The following is a 14,275-nucleotide window of genomic DNA, read 5'->3' as shown; positions in this document are numbered from 1 at the left end:
GTCCGATGCCCGCTGCGGGCATCCCAGGAGGATCGGAGATTATGAGGAAGCTTACCATCGCCGTCGCCCTCGCCGGTGCGGTCGCCCTGGCCGGTTGCCAGGACTTCGGCCCGAAGCAGGGCGCCGGCACCCTGATCGGCGCCGCGGGCGGCGGCCTGCTGGGCTCGCAGTTCGGCAGCGGCACCGGCAAGCTGGCCGCCACCGCCGCCGGCGTGCTGATCGGCGGCTGGCTCGGCAACTCGGTCGGCGCCTCGCTCGACCGGTCGGACCAGCTCTATGCCGAGCGGACCTACAACCGGGCCTTCGAGACCACCCCGACCGGCACCGCGAGCTCCTGGCGCAACCCGGATTCGGGCAATTACGGCACCGTCACCCCGACCCGCACCTACCGGGACCCGGAATACGGGCGCGATTGCCGCGAATTCACCCAGACCATCTATGTCCAGGGCCGGGCCCAGACCGGCACCGGCACCGCCTGCCGCGAGGGCGACGGCACCTGGCGGATCGTCAACGGCTGAGACGCACGATCCCAATCGTCCGAAGGCCCGCCGTGCCGCTCACGGCGGGCCTTCCGCATTCGTGGGGGAACGATGCAGCGGGATCGGCGGGTTCTGCGGCCGGCCGGCCAGCCGCTCCGCCGGCGGCTCGTCGACCAGCACCTCCGCCAGCGGCGCGCCCAGGCTGTCCTGATGCGCCTCCTCGGCGGCGTGGATGCGGTCCGCCAGCGCCTGCAGCCACGGCCCCTCCAGCCCCGGCACCTCGCCGATCTTGCCGCGCATGCCGACGCCGAGGCCGCGCATCAGGTCGGCCAGCGTCGTCACCCGCAGGTCGCGCGAGATCAGCCAGGTATCGGAGGCGGAGCGCTCGACGAAACGGGCGTGGCGCAGCTGCTCCAGCATGCCGTCGAGCGCGGAGATGCCGACCGGCACCCGGTCCAGCAGGGTGCGGCGGTGCATGCCGACGCCGAGGCGGCTGGCCGCCGCCAGCTCGCGCAGGATGGCGACGGCGATGGTCAGCCGCGGCCCGGGCAGCAGGTCGTCGATCTCGCCGCCCAGGAGGCGGCCGGAGCGCCAGTCCGGCAGGGCCGCGGCGATCACCGCGCCGATCAGCACGATCGACCAGGCGAGATAGAGCCACAGGAGGAAGATCGGGATCGTGGCCAGGGCGCCGTAGATCGTCTCATAGGCCGGGAATTCGCGCAGGTACCAGGCGAAGAGGCGCTTGGAGATGTCGAACGCCACCGCCGCGATCAGCCCGCCGATCACGGCATCGGTCCAGCGCACGGACCGGTTCGGGATCAGCTGGTACAGCAGGGTGAAGCCGATGAACTGCAGCACCAGCGGCACGAAGCCGATGAACGGCGCCCAGAGCTGCTGGACGAAGCCGCCGCGGCCGCCGATGAAGTTGATGGTGAAGGAGAAGCTGGCGACCACCAGGATCGGCGTCAGGGTCAGGATCGCCCAGAAGGTGACGATCCGCACCACCCAGGCCCGTTGCTCCTTCACCCGCCAGATGCCGTTGAAGGCGTCCTCGATGGTGGCCAGCAGCAGCACCGAGCTGACCACCAGGCCGACGATCGAGATCGCCGTCAGCCGCCCCGTGTTCTGGCTGAATCCCTCGAGATAGTTCAGCACCGTGTGCCCGACCTCGGGCACCAGCATCTCCACCAGCCAGTTCTGCGCGGCCACCCGGATGACGCCGAAGGCGGGGAAGGCCGACAGGATCGAGAAGGCGATGGTCGCCATCGGCACCAGCGCCAGCAGCGAGGAATAGGTCAGGGCCGAGGCCGCCTGCGCCCCGCGGTCGTTCCAGAACCGCAGCACGGCGTAGCGGCCGAAGGTGTAGAGCGCCCGCGCCCAGCCGCGAGCCCTGCGGTCCAGACTCCAGCTCTGCTCTTGCCGATCACCCGGTCCCGATGCCATTCATCAGCCCACATTTGACCCGACAGGGCGTTCGTGTACGATCCCCGCACTTTCCCGAGGACCCGCGGCGCGCCCCGTTCGGGCTTCGTGACCCAAACTGAGGCTTTGCGATGACGGTTCCCTCTCCGCTCCTTCAAGGCAAGCGCGGCTTGATCATGGGCGTCGCCAACGACCGGTCGATCGCCTGGGGGATCGCCTCGGCCTGCGCGGCCCACGGTGCGGAGCTCGCCTTCACCTACCAGGGTGACGCCCTCTACAAGCGTGTCAAGCCGCTCGCCGACGGCATCGGCTCGACCCATGTGCTGCCCTGCGACGTCACCGACCACGCCAGCATCGACGCGGCGTTCGAGACGCTGGAGCGCGACTGGGGCCGGCTCGACTTCCTGGTGCACGGCATCGCCTTCTCCGACAAGAACGAGCTCGACGGCCTGTACCTGAACACGACGCGGGACAACTTCCTGCGCACCATGGACATCTCCTGCTACAGCTTCACCGCGGTGGCGCAGCGGGCGGTGCCGCTGATGACCGAAGGCGGCAGCCTCCTGACCCTGACCTATTACGGGGCCGAGCGGGTGATGCCGCACTACAATGTGATGGGCGTGGCCAAGGCGGCGCTGGAGGCCAGCGTCCGCTACCTCGCGGTCGACCTGGGCGGCCGCAGCATCCGCGTCAACGCCATCTCGGCCGGCCCGATCAAGACCCTGGCCGCCAGCGGCATCGGCGACTTCCGCTACATCCTGAAGTGGAACGAGCTGAACGCGCCGCTGAAGCGCAACGTCACCATCGAGCAGGTCGGCGGCGCGGGGCTCTACCTCCTCTCCGATCTCGGCTCCGGCGTGACCGGCGAGGTGCACCACGTCGATTGCGGCTACCACACCGTCGGCATGGTCGCGGTCGACAACGCGGCCGCGACGGCCGAGTTGCTGCAGAGCCTGGCGCCGAAGCCGTGAGCGCGCCGGCTGTCACGGTCCGGCTGGCCACGGAAGCCGATCGGGCGGCCGTCATCGACCTGTTCCAGGACCTCGACCGGCACTACGCCAATGGCCGAGTGCCGGATCCCGATGCGGTCACGGCCGAGCGGGTCGGGCGCTACGTCTACGGTGAGCATTCGACCGAGATCGCGCTGGCCGAGATCGACGGCCGGGCGGTCGGCCTGGCCAGCTTCGGCATGCTGTTTCCGGGTCAGGCCCTGACCGGCCATCTGCAGCTCAAGGACCTCTACGTGCGCGACGGCGCCCGCGGCCAGGGGGGCGGCGAGGCGCTGCTGCGCTTCCTGGCGCGGCTGGCGCGCGAACGCGGCTGCACCCGGCTCGACTGGACCACCGAGACCTGGAACGAGGGGGCGCAGCGCCTCTACGACCGGATCGGCGCGGCGCGCCTGCCGCAGAAGATCTACTATCGGCTCGAAGGCGGGGCCCTCGACCGCGTGGCCAGGGGAGAATAGGCGGCCGGCACTTCGCCGGTCTGCCCTTCTTTGTCATGCCCGGGCTTGGCCTTGGCATCCAGGGATAGCCAGAGCTGCTCGCGGTGGCCCTGGATTGCCGGGTCAAGCCCGGCAATGACATGGTGAGAGACTTGTGCGGCCACTCTGGTTTGGCCCGGACGGAACGAAACTATGGCCGGCAACAGCTTCGGAACCCTGTTCCGCTTCACCACCTGGGGCGAAAGCCACGGCCCCGCGATCGGCGTCGTGGTCGACGGCACGCCGCCGCGCATCCCGCTGTCCGAGGCCGACATCCAGCCCTGGCTCGACAAGCGCAAGCCCGGCCAGTCGCGCTTCGTCACCCAGCGGCGCGAGGCCGACGAGGTGAAGATCCTGTCCGGCGTCTATGAAGGGCAGACGACCGGCACGCCGATCTCGCTGCTGATCGAGAACACCGACCAGCGCAGCAAGGACTATTCCGAGATCGCGGCCAAGTTCCGGCCCGGCCATGCCGACTACACCTACTGGAAGAAATACGGCATCCGCGACCCGCGCGGCGGCGGCCGGTCCAGCGCGCGCGAGACCGCCTGCCGCGTCGCCGCCGGCGCCATCGCCCGCAGGATCCTGGCCGGCGTCACCATCCGCGGCGCGCTGGTGCAGATCGGCCCCCACCGGGTCGACCGCGATCGCTGGGATTGGGACGAGGTCGACCGCAACCCGTTCTTCTGCCCGGATGCCGAGGCAGCGGCACGCTGGGCCGACTATCTCGACGGGGTGCGCAAGGCCGGGTCCTCGACCGGCGCCGTGGTCGAGGTGGTGGCCGAGGGCGTGCCCGCCGGGTGGGGCGAGCCGATCTACGACAAGCTCGACAGCGACCTGGCCCGGGCGATGATGACGATCAACGCGGTGAAGGGGGTCGAGATCGGCGCCGGCTTCGCCGCCGCGTCCCTGTCCGGCGAGGAGAACGCCGACGAGATGCAGATGGGCAATGACGGCGAGGTCCGCTTCACCGCCAACAACGCCGGCGGCATCCTCGGCGGCATCTCGACCGGCCAGCCGGTGGTTGTGCGCTTCGCGGTCAAGCCGACCAGCTCGATCCTGACGCCGCGGCGGACGGTCGACATCGAGGGCCACAACACCGAGATCCTGACCAAGGGCCGGCACGACCCCTGCGTCGGCATCCGCGCCGTGCCGGTGGGCGAGGCGATGATGGCCTGCGTCCTGGCCGACCACATGCTGCGGCAGAGGGCGATCGAGGATCGGGGATGAGATTTGGGGCGACGCCTCTCTGGGGGCCCGGGCCAAGGCCGGGCATGACACGAGTCGCCGGGCTTCACCGGCCGCGGCCTCACGGCCGCCGGACGATCCTCCGGGCGCGGATGTCGATCACCGAGAAGGCGCGATCGCTATAGGCGCGGGCACCGCTTTCGGCGGCCGCCGTCGGATTGTCGAAGAAGCACTTGATCTTGCCGCGGCGCACCAGGGCATAGGGCGCCACCGCCGCCGCATCGGATTCCGAGAAAAATTTCGCCAAAGCCTCGATATCCGCATCGTCGGCAAGGTCGCTCGCGGTCATGAAATGTCTCCTGATGTGAGCGGATCGCTGCGTTCGAAGCCTGTCGCCGGCGCCGGCGTCACACGCCGGTCATGTCCGACTATAGACGGAGTGGCGACGGGATGGGAGGGGGGCCGGCGCCCGGAACGCAAAAGCCTTGCCACCGGACCGCGCCTGCCGCCACAAGGGCCGCGGCCGGCTCCGGTGAACTTTCCCCGCCGTCGCGGGTTCGGTGGGGCGGGGATGAACCAATCCTGGACGCTCGCCGCAAACCGGCGCACATCTTCCAGCGGATCGGAAGGAGACACTCGATGCGCCGCATCCTGATGCTGTTGCTGGTTCCCGCGACGCTGGCGCTGGCCGCCTGCAACGGGGGCGGGGCGGGGTCCGCCGGCGGCGGCCTGCCGCCGACGCTGAACCCGGTGCTGACGCAGGCCATGCCGGCGGTGGTGAACGTGTCGGTCCGCGGCACCGTCCGCCCGACCGCCGAGATGCTGCGCGATCCCGACATCCGGCGCTATTTCGGCGGCGAGAAGGAGAAGCCGTTCCGCAGCGTCGGCTCCGGCGTCATCGTCAACGCCGCCAGGGGGCTGGTCGTGACCAGCGCCCATGTCGTCGAGAACGCCACCGAGATCGGCGTGACGCTCGGCGACGGCAACGAGGTGCCGGCCCAGGTGGTGGGCTCGGCCCCCGACATCGACATCGCGGTGCTGCGCATCCCCGCCAACGGGCTGAAGACGGAGCTGCCGACGGACGACACCGACATGCCCAAGGTCGGCGACTTCGTGGTCGCGATCGGCAACCCCTTCGGCCTCGGCCAGACCGCCTCGCTGGGCATCGTCAGCGCCACGGGGCGGAGCGGGCTCGGCATCGAGGGCTACGAGGATTTCATCCAGACCGACGCGGCGATCAATCCCGGCAGCTCCGGCGGCGCGCTGATCAATCTCGACGGCCGGCTGGTCGGCATCAACACCGCGATCATCAGCCCCTCCGGCGCCAATGCGGGCATCGGCTTTGCCATCCCGATGCACATGGTCAAGAACTCGATCGACCAGATCGAGCAGTACGGCTCGGTGTCGCGGGCCCGGCTCGGCGTCGCGATCGAGGATCTGACCCCGGCCAAGGCGGCGTCGCGCGGCATCGCCGTCAACCGCGGCGCGCTGGTCACCGGCATCGTCCCCGGCACCGCCGCGGCCACGGCCGGCCTCCGGGTCGGCGATGCGGTCACGGCGCTGGACGGGCATCCGATCGACAGCGCCACTGCCCTGCGCAACGCCGTCGGCCTGATGCGGCCGCAGACCTCGGTGACGCTGACCGTGGTGCGCGGCAAGGAGACGCTGACCATGCCGGTGGCGCTCGGCGCGCAGTAACCGAATTCACGTTCCGGCGCTGGCGCTCGGCCTCGCCGTCGTTGTAACGGTCTGGGACAGAAGTCTGGCCGGCACGGTACGCGCGACCATGCCGGCCTGTCTCGCTCCGCGGCGCCGAGGAACCGGACGTTCATGCTGATCGCCCAGATCACCGACACCCATGTGACCACGCCGGAGGTCGCGGTCGAGACGGGGATCGACGCCCTCGGCGCGCTGCGCCGCTGCGTCGAGCATCTCGGCTCGCTGTCGCCCCGGCCGGACCTGCTGCTCGTCACCGGCGACCTGGTCGACCGTGGCGACGTCGAATCGTACCGGCTGTTCCAGAAGGCGCTGGCGCCGCTCGGCCTGCCGATGCTGGCGGTCCCCGGCAACCATGATTCGCGCGAGGCGATGCGCGAGGCCTTCACCGGCCATGCCGGAATCGGCACCGAGGGCCCCTTCCTCAACATCGCCGGCGAGACCGGCGGCTTGCGCCTGATCGGGCTCGACACCACCATCCCGGACCGGACCGAGGGCCTGCTGTGCGAGGACCGGCTGGAGTGGCTCGACGCCCGGCTGTCGGAAGCGCCGCAGCAGCCGGCGCTGGTGTTCATGCACCACCCGCCCTTCGAGACCGGGATGACCCGGATGGACGGCTGGCGCTGCGGCAACGGCGACGGGCTGGCCCGGGTGCTGGTCCGGCACCGGCAGGTGGTGCATGTGCTGTGCGGCCATGTCCATCGCGCCGTCGACACCACCTTCGCCGGCATCCCGGCCTCGATCGGGCCCAGCCCGTCGCATGCGGTCGGGCTGAACCTGGAACAGGGGGCCGAGCTGACGGTCGGCATCGAGCCGCCGCTGGTCCGGCTGCTGTACTGGACCGGCAAGCGGCTGATCTCGCATCTGTCGCCGATCGACGGGGTGCAGCGCCGGGTGTCCTAGCCCGCCGGCCGGACCGTATCGCGCGGCACCAGCGCGACCGGCACCGCCTCCACCGTTGCCGGCCGGGCGGGGTCCTCGGCGCGGTCCAGCATCAGGGCCACGGCCCGGGCGGCGATGCGGCCGGCATCCTGGCGGATCGTGGTCAGGCGGTAGGGCGCCAGGCCGGCCGGCGGCACGTCGTCGAAGCCGATGATCGAGAAGTCGCTCGGCGCCGTACGTCCCGCGGCCCGGGCCCCGTCCAGGAAGCCGCAGGCCAGCACATCGCTGGCGCAGAACAGCCCATCCAGCGGCGCGTTCCAGGCCCCGGCGGCGGCCGCGGCCCCGGCGGCGTGATCGGGGCCGGCTGCGACGATCGGCCGGAAGGTGGCGCGGCCCGCGGCCAGGGCCGGCGCCAGGGCGGCGACGAAGGCGGCGCTGCGGGCCATGCCGCTGTAGGTGCCTCCCTCGACCCCGAGGAAGCCGAGATGCCGGCAGCCGGCGGCCAGCAGCGCCTCCGCCGCCAGCCGTCCGCCGGTCTCGTTGTCCGACAGCACGGAGTCCACCCCGGGGATCGACACAGCGCGGTTCAACGCCACCACCGGGATGCCCAGCCGCGCGCATTGCTCGGCCAGCGCGAGCGGCGGCGCGCCGGAGGTCACCAGCACCCCGGTGACGCGGTATTGCAGGAACCGGGCGATGGTGCGGTCCAGCGCCGCCTCGTCGCCGACCTCGCTGACCAGGGACTGCAGGCCGCGCGCGTCGATCTCGCGCAGCAGCGCCTCGAACAGGCTGGCGCGGTACGGGTCGGTGGCGCCGCGCACGACGATGCCGACCAGGTCGGAGCGCTGGCGGTTCATGCCGCGGCCCAGCATGTTGACCTGGTAGCCCAGGGCCGAAGCCGCCTCCAGCACCTTGTCGCGGGTCTCGGGCGCCACCCGGGCCTGGCCCGACATGATGCGCGAGACCGTGGCGCGCGACACCCCGGCCCGGTCCGCCACCGCCTGGGCCGTCACCGGCCGCATTCCGCTGTCCTGCCGTCGTCGTCCCAAGCGGCGCTCCCTGCCGAAGACCCGAAGATCGAAGCACACGTGTTCACGAAGATGAGGCGCCGTAAAGCCGGAATTGCGCGGCCCGCGCGAATGTCATCGGACCGTCACCAAACATTCATTTCCTTGAAAGCGTGCGGTTCCGGGCGCCATGATAGAAGCTCCGCCGGAGAGCGGTGCGGTCGGCGAACAGCTGTGAGGGTTCGTGAACACGTGTTCAAAACCTCTTCCGAACGCCGGCGACCATCCTGCGGACTGGGAGGGTTGAAATGACAGGGACGATGATCGGCCGGGTGGCCGGGCTGGCCGCGCTGCTGCTGGCCGGGGCGGCGCAGGCGGACGAGCTGGTGATCGCCGGCCGCGACGGCGTCTATGGCGATGCGCTGGCCTATGCGGTCGAGGCCTACAGGACGGCGTCGCCGGACACCGAGATCGAACTGCTGAAGCTGCCCTATGGCAGCCTGTACGAGAAGCTGGTGGTGTCGCTGCGCGGCGGTGCCGACGCCTATGACGTGATCGTCGTCGACGACACCTGGATGCCGGAATTCACCGCCAATGGCTGGCTGAAGCCGGTGACGGCCGACCTGTCCGGCGTGATCCCCAGCCTGGCCGCACTGGCCAAGGGCAAGGACGGGCAGGCGGTGGCGCAGCCCTTCGTCGGCAATGTCGAGATGTTCGCCTACCGCACCGACCTGTTCCAGGCCGCGGGCCTGTTGGCGCCGAAGAGCTGGAGCGAGGTGGTCAAGGCGGCGGAGACGCTGAAGGCCAAGGACCCGAACGTCGCCGGGGTGGTGTTCCGCGGCACCAAGGGCAACCCGATCGTCACCGGCTTCCTGCCGATCTTCTGGGCCCATGGCGGCGAGATCGTCGACGGCTCCGGCAAGGCGGCGCTGGCGTCGCCCGCCGGGGTCAAGGCGCTGCAGCAGTTCCTGTCGCTGAAGGCCTATGCCCCGACCGGGGTCGAGACCTACAACGCCACCGAGGTGCGCGACGCGCTGGAGCAGGGCCGCGCCGCGATGGCGATCGAGGTCTGGCCGGCCTGGGTGCCGTCGCTCGACGATGCCGCCAAGTCCAAGGTGGTCGGCAAGGTCGCGATCGGCCCGGCCCCGGGCGAGACCAAGGGGCCGGCGCCGATGCTGGGCATCTGGCAGGTGGCCATCCCGTCCGGCGCGCCCAATGCCGAGGCGGCGCAGAAGTTCCTGGCCTTCCTCGGCTCCGCGGAGATGCAGAAGCAGCTGGCGCTGCGCTTCGGCCTGCCGCCAACCCTGGCCGCGCTCTATGCCGACAAGGATCTGGTCGCCAAGTACCGCTGGTACCCGGACCAGCTGAAGGCGCTCGAAGCCGGCGTGTCGCGGCCGCGGATCAGGCAGTGGCCGCAGGTCGAATCGATTCTCGGCGACTATCTGCAACTCGCTTTGGTCGGCCAGATGGGCGCTGAGGAGGCGCTGAAGAAGGCCTCCGCCGACATCGACGCGGCGCTGGCGAAGTAAGGAACGAGGTTATCCCTTTCTGTCATCGCCGGGCTTGACCCGGCGATCCAGGGGCCACCAAGAACGGTGCCTGCCGCCCTGGATGCCCGTCCTCGGGCTTGACCCGAGGACCCGCCCGGGCATGACAGGACAGGAATCCCGAAAGACTGCTCATCACCCCATGCTCTTCACCGACCGCCGGCAGCTCGTCCTGCTCCTGCTTCCCGCCGCGCTGCTGCTGGTCGTGTTCGCGCTCTGGCCGGTGCTGCAGGTCGCGGCCTATTCCTTCCAGAAGATCGACTTCGCGGCGGACACCTCGCGCTGGGTCGGCCTCGCCAACTACGCCGCGCTGTTCGGCGACTGGTTCTTCCGGGTCGATATCGGCAATACGGTCCGGTTCGCGGTCGTGGCCTCGCTGGTCCAGGTCGCGCTCGGCACCGCCCTCGCCCTGCTGCTGAACCGCGAGTTCCGCGGCCGCGGCGCGGTGCTGTCGGTCGTGGTCTATCCGATGATGCTGTCGACCCTGGTCTGCTCGGCGATCTGGCGGTCCTGGTTCCACCACGATGTCGGGGTGCTGAACGGCGCTCTCGGCTGGCTTGGCCTGCCGCCGGTGCCCTGGCTGTCCGATCCCGGCCTGGCGCTGTGGTCGGTGATGCTGGTCGACACCTGGCAATGGACGCCGATGACGACGCTGATCGTCCTGGCCGGGCTGCAGTCGATCCCGCCCGAGGTGGTGGAGGCGGCGCGGACCGACGGCGCCCGGCCCTGGGTGCTGCTGACCCGCATCGTGCTGCCGCTGGTGCGCGGCCAGATCTTCCTGGCCCTGCTGCTGCGGCTGATCGACACCTTCAAGCTGTTCGACAAGGTCTATGCCCTGACCGGCGGCGGCCCCGGCAACGCCACCGAGACGCTGTCGATGTATGTCTACCAGAAGGGCTTCAAGTTCTTCGATGTCGGCCTCGCCGCCGCCGCCTCGGTGGTGATGATGGCGATCGCCTGCGCGCTCTGCGCCGTCTACGCCGCCCAGGCGATGCGGGGTTCGGCCCGGTGATCCAATTGCGCCGTGCCCTGCCGTATCTCGGCATCGCCCTGTTCGTCCTGGTCTTCGCCCTGCCGATCCTTTGGATGGTCGGCGCCGCCTTCGAGGACCCGGCCCGCGCCGGCCGCGGCTTCCTGCCGACCGTGCCGACCCTCGACAACATCCGCGCCGTGCTCGACGACGGTTTCCTGGTGCGGCTGAAGAACACGGCGGTCGTCGCCTTCGGGGCCACGCTGCTCTCGCTCGCCGCCGGCTTCCTCGCCGCCTACGCCCTGGCCCGGTTCCGCTTCCCGAAGCGGCTCGACGTGCTGTTCCTGCTGCTGGTGCTGGTGGTGAAGCTGATGCCGCCGATCGTGGTGGCGCTGCCGCTGCATGCGCTGCTGCTCAATCTCGGCCTGCTTGGCACCCTGTCCGGGCTGGTGCTGGTCTACCAGCTCTACACCCTGCCCTTCTGCCTGTGGATGCTGCTGGGCTTCGTCCGCGAGGTGCCGGTGGAGATCGAGGCCGCGGCGGCGATCGACGGCGCCGGGCTGGGGCGCCGCCTCTGGCACATCGTGCTGCCGCTGGCGCTGCCGGGGCTGGTGGCGACGCTGATCTTCGCCCTGATCCTGTGCTGGAACGAGTTCCTGTTCGCGCTGCTCTACCTGCAGCGCCCCAGCCGCTTCACCCTGCCGCTCTACGTCGCCACCTTCATCACCGAGGACGAGACGCTGTGGGGCCGGCTGATGGCGATCGGGCTGCTGTCGTCGCTGCCGGTGCTGCTGGTCGCGGGCTACATCCAGAAGCACCTGCTGCGCGGCTTCGCGCTCGGGACAAAGTAGACATCCGCGACCGTGGGTTGACGCTGCGGCGCCCTGGGGCCAAAAGCCCCGCATCGCGGGATGCGCGGCGGAGCGGGCGATGGGCGAGCGGGACCTGACCGGACGGGCGGTGGCGGATGCCATCCTGGCCGAGGTGGCGGCAGAGGTGCAGGCGCTGGGCGAGACGCATTGGCCGCCGAAGCTGGTGTCGATCACGGTCGGCGACGAGAGTGCGGTCGACGTCTATGTCCGCAACCAGCGGCGGACAGCGGAACGCGTCGGCATCGCCTTCGAGACCCGCCGCCTGCCCGAGAGCCTGACGCAGGAGGAGCTGCGCGCCACCATCGCCGCGCTGAACGTCGATCCGCAGGTCAGCGGCATCATCCTGCAGCGCCCGGTGCCGAAGCAGATCTCGATCAAGGCGATGCAGACGACGATTCACCCGCTGAAGGATGTCGAGGGCATGAACCCGGCCTCGATCGGCAACATCGTCTACAACGAGCTGGAGCTGGCGCCCTGCACCGCCCTGGCCGCCGTCGAGATGCTGAAGCGCACCGGCCTGAAGCTGGAGGGGCTGGAGGCAGTGGTGATCGGCCATTCCGAGATCGTCGGCAAGCCGATCGCCTTCCTGCTGATGGCGGAGGGGGCGACGGTCACGGTCTGCCACCACATGACCCGCTCCGTCTCCATGCATTCGCGCCGGGCCGATGCGGTGTTCGTCGCCGTCGGCAAGCCGAAGCTGGTCACCGGCGACATGATCAAGCCGGGCGCCGCGGTGATCGACATCGGCATCAACGAGGTGCTGGACGACGACGGCAAGAGCCGGGTGGTCGGCGATGTCGACTACGACAGCGTCGCCCCGGTGGCGGGCTGGATCACCCCGGTGCCGGGCGGCGTCGGGCCGGTGACGGTGGCGGTGCTGATGCGCAACACCGTGGTCGCCACCCGCCGCCAGAAGGCGCATTACGAGGCCCGGCTGGGGGCGTCGGCGTTCTGAGGCTGCCCCTCGCTGTCCGCGGGGCCGCCCCGCAGCGACGGTAGGTGCAGCAGCTCGTGCCAGATCAGCCGCCGCGCCGCTTTCCGTGCGCTCCATTCCTCGCGGCGCGGGGCGCCGGCCCATTCGGCGAAGGTCCGGGTATCATCGTGCCGCTCGGCAAGCGCGCGCATGCGGTCGGTCGCCACGCCACGAGTCCATCCCAGAAACGCCTTGAGGCCTTGCCGCGTGTCGAGATCGAAGGTCCATGCCGCGTACATCAGCTCGACAAAGGCGATATGCAGCAGATCGCCGCGGATCGTCCGGCTGCTGCCCTCGGCCCGGCGGTCGAGATCCTCGGCGGAGAGCGCCGAGAGCGCTTCCAGCAGGTCTCTTCGCGAATAGGCCAGCCACCGCTCGATCCTTTCCCAGTCCGGCGGCGTGAGCGGGGCCCGGTCGGCCCGGACCAGCGCTTCCGTGTCCTCGGCGGCCTCGATCCTGGATTCGACCTCCTCGACGACGATCACTTCGGTCATCGCCGCCACGGGTTCTCCGGACCGGCGGAGCCAGTCGAGAAAGTCGCTGATCCGGGCCGGCAGGCTGCGTTCGACATCCGCCCGCGTCGGGCCGCGCGCAAAGCAGCCGGGCAGCTCGTGGACCCAGGCGAGCCAGCTCCCATCGCTGCCGTGCTCCAATGTCACCGAGTACTTCATGGGCGAGCCGTGATCGTCGCCGCTCCGTGTCATTGATGGTACGCCGACTTCGGGGCGATTCCAGGCCGATGCGCGGCGGCGATTTCGGAATGGTGCCATCCGGCCCGACCTGAGAGGCTTGAGTCGGCCGCGTCGGAGAAAGCGGTCGGCAATGCCCGGGAGGATGGGGATGCTGGGGCAGCTTCTGGTCGGGCTGGCGGTCAGCCTGGGCAACATCGCCGTGCACGCGCTGGCGATGCAGGCGCTGCGGGCGCCGCGCCGTTGGGCGCTGAAGCAGCATCGCCAAGCGCCGGCCTGGATCCTGGTCCCCGGCATGATCGCCACGGTGGCGGTGCTGATGCTGGCCCATCTGGCCGAGATCGCCATCTGGGCGCTGGTCTACGACGCGCTCGACGTGATCGAGTGGCGGGCGCCGGGCGATGCCTTCTACTTCGCCTTCGTCAACTACACCACGCTCGGCTATGGCGACGTGCTGCCGGCCCCGCGCTGGCGCCTTCTGGGGCCGATGACGACGCTGAACGGCATTCTGCTCGCCGGCTGGTCGACGGCGGTGATCTTCGACACGCTGCTCGCGATCGGGCGGCGTGTCGCTGAGCAAGGGGAGGGCGAGGCCCGCTCCGGCCGGCATTGAATTCGGATTATCTCTTCGTATGTACCCTCTATATTTGCGCGGAGACCGCCGATGCTGACCCGGCTCTTAAGAAGCGGAAACTCCTTGGCGGTGTGCATCCCGAAGGAGCTGGCCCTCGCCGATACGGTGCAGGACGTGCTGATAGAGCGCCGTGGCGACTGCTTGGTCATCCGGCCGGTGGCGGCCCGCTCGCTGGCCGGCGTGGCGCAGGTCTTCGCGTCCTTTCCGCCGGGCTTTATGGCCGAAGGCCGGGAGCATCACGTGCAGAAGGAGAGGGGCCGGGGCGATTCCTGAGCCAGCCCCGCGCTCAGCCCTTATCCCGGCCTGATGGTAGAGATCTGGGTGAAGCCTTGATCCGGCCCTTGGGCGTGCGTCTGGACGAGGTCGAGGGCCGCCCCTTACGCTGATGGAACCTCCGGCGTCCGGTGCCATGG

Annotated in this window: 16 protein-coding genes; 12 read left to right on the top strand and 4 right to left on the bottom strand. The window is 70.1% G+C overall.

The annotated features are described in order from the left end of the window. The first annotated feature begins 41 nt into the window (after positions 1-41). Entirely contained in the window at positions 42-518 is a 477-nt protein-coding gene (locus G537_RS0106010) for an RT0821/Lpp0805 family surface protein (protein ID WP_026869329.1), read from the top strand. A gap of 39 nt (positions 519-557) precedes the next feature. Here G537_RS0106010 and G537_RS36685 read toward each other — a convergent pair whose 3' ends face one another. After that, entirely contained in the window at positions 558-1,922 is a 1,365-nt protein-coding gene (locus G537_RS36685) for a YihY family inner membrane protein (protein WP_051247973.1), read from the bottom strand. Between the two features lie 110 nt (positions 1,923-2,032). On the opposite strand from G537_RS36685, the gene fabI reads away from it, so the two are divergent. The 3 genes from fabI (at position 2,033) to aroC (ending at position 4,614) form a co-directional block, all read left to right on the top strand. After that, a complete protein-coding gene (gene fabI / locus G537_RS0106000; RefSeq protein WP_026869328.1) occupies positions 2,033-2,872 on the top strand; it encodes an enoyl-ACP reductase FabI in 840 nt (279 codons plus the stop codon). Then, positions 2,869-3,366 carry a GNAT family N-acetyltransferase gene (locus tag G537_RS0105995; RefSeq protein ID WP_026869327.1) on the top strand — a complete coding sequence of 166 codons (498 nt, stop codon included), beginning with the start codon at positions 2,869-2,871 and terminating at the stop codon, positions 3,364-3,366. Before fabI ends, G537_RS0105995 begins: the two co-directional genes overlap by 4 nt. A gap of 171 nt (positions 3,367-3,537) precedes the next feature. Then, positions 3,538-4,614 (top strand): chorismate synthase, encoded by a 1,077-nt coding sequence (gene aroC, locus G537_RS0105990; protein WP_026869326.1) that lies wholly within the window; start codon positions 3,538-3,540, stop codon positions 4,612-4,614. Between the two features lie 79 nt (positions 4,615-4,693). Here the strand turns inward: aroC and G537_RS0105985 are convergent, their stop codons facing one another. Then, positions 4,694-4,921 (bottom strand): hypothetical protein, encoded by a 228-nt coding sequence (locus G537_RS0105985; protein ID WP_026869325.1) that lies wholly within the window; start codon positions 4,919-4,921, stop codon positions 4,694-4,696. 290 nt (positions 4,922-5,211) lie between these two features. Here G537_RS0105985 and G537_RS36680 point away from each other — a divergent pair, with 290 nt between their 5' ends. After that, a complete protein-coding gene (locus G537_RS36680; protein WP_051247970.1) occupies positions 5,212-6,270 on the top strand; it encodes a trypsin-like peptidase domain-containing protein in 1,059 nt (352 codons plus the stop codon). A 132-nt stretch (positions 6,271-6,402) separates the two neighbouring features. After that, positions 6,403-7,191 (top strand): phosphodiesterase, encoded by a 789-nt coding sequence (locus G537_RS0105975; protein ID WP_026869324.1) that lies wholly within the window; start codon positions 6,403-6,405, stop codon positions 7,189-7,191. On the opposite strand, the gene G537_RS0105970 is transcribed toward G537_RS0105975, so the two are convergent. After that, complete coding sequence (locus G537_RS0105970) at positions 7,188-8,258, bottom strand: LacI family DNA-binding transcriptional regulator (RefSeq protein ID WP_281171442.1); 1,071 nt, start codon at positions 8,256-8,258, stop codon at positions 7,188-7,190. The genes G537_RS0105975 and G537_RS0105970 overlap by 4 nt on opposite strands. 227 nt (positions 8,259-8,485) lie before the next feature. On the opposite strand from G537_RS0105970, the gene G537_RS0105965 reads away from it, so the two are divergent. The 4 genes from G537_RS0105965 to G537_RS0105950 all read left to right on the top strand — a co-directional run bounded on the left by G537_RS0105965 (position 8,486) and on the right by G537_RS0105950 (position 12,521). Further along, positions 8,486-9,706: an ABC transporter substrate-binding protein gene (locus tag G537_RS0105965; protein ID WP_034850703.1), complete on the top strand. Its 1,221-nt coding sequence runs from the start codon at positions 8,486-8,488 to the stop codon at positions 9,704-9,706. 160 nt (positions 9,707-9,866) lie between these two features. Beyond that, entirely contained in the window at positions 9,867-10,736 is an 870-nt protein-coding gene (locus G537_RS43555; protein ID WP_026869321.1) for a carbohydrate ABC transporter permease, read from the top strand. A 5-nt stretch (positions 10,737-10,741) separates the two neighbouring features. Further along, a complete protein-coding gene (locus tag G537_RS43550) occupies positions 10,742-11,545 on the top strand; it encodes a carbohydrate ABC transporter permease (RefSeq protein ID WP_034850700.1) in 804 nt (267 codons plus the stop codon). 79 nt (positions 11,546-11,624) lie between these two features. Beyond that, a complete protein-coding gene (locus G537_RS0105950; RefSeq protein ID WP_026869319.1) occupies positions 11,625-12,521 on the top strand; it encodes a bifunctional 5,10-methylenetetrahydrofolate dehydrogenase/5,10-methenyltetrahydrofolate cyclohydrolase in 897 nt (298 codons plus the stop codon). Here the strand turns inward: G537_RS0105950 and G537_RS36675 are convergent. Beyond that, complete coding sequence (locus tag G537_RS36675; protein WP_034850697.1) at positions 12,488-13,210, bottom strand: DinB family protein; 723 nt, start codon at positions 13,208-13,210, stop codon at positions 12,488-12,490. The genes G537_RS0105950 and G537_RS36675 overlap by 34 nt on opposite strands. Positions 13,211-13,379: 169 nt before the next feature. Between G537_RS36675 and G537_RS0105940 the strand changes: the two genes are divergently transcribed. Then, positions 13,380-13,841 (top strand): potassium channel family protein, encoded by a 462-nt coding sequence (locus G537_RS0105940; protein ID WP_026869318.1) that lies wholly within the window; start codon positions 13,380-13,382, stop codon positions 13,839-13,841. A gap of 51 nt (positions 13,842-13,892) precedes the next feature. Then, the gene (locus G537_RS0105935; protein WP_026869317.1) at positions 13,893-14,135 is read left to right on the top strand and encodes an AbrB/MazE/SpoVT family DNA-binding domain-containing protein; all 243 of its coding nucleotides are present in this window, start codon (positions 13,893-13,895) and stop codon (positions 14,133-14,135) included. Positions 14,136-14,275 lie beyond the last annotated feature (140 nt).

This window comes from Inquilinus limosus DSM 16000 (genome assembly GCF_000423185.1).
GTDB classification, from domain to species: Bacteria; Pseudomonadota; Alphaproteobacteria; order DSM-16000; family Inquilinaceae; genus Inquilinus; species Inquilinus limosus.
This window is presented reverse-complemented; position numbering and strand designations above follow the sequence as displayed.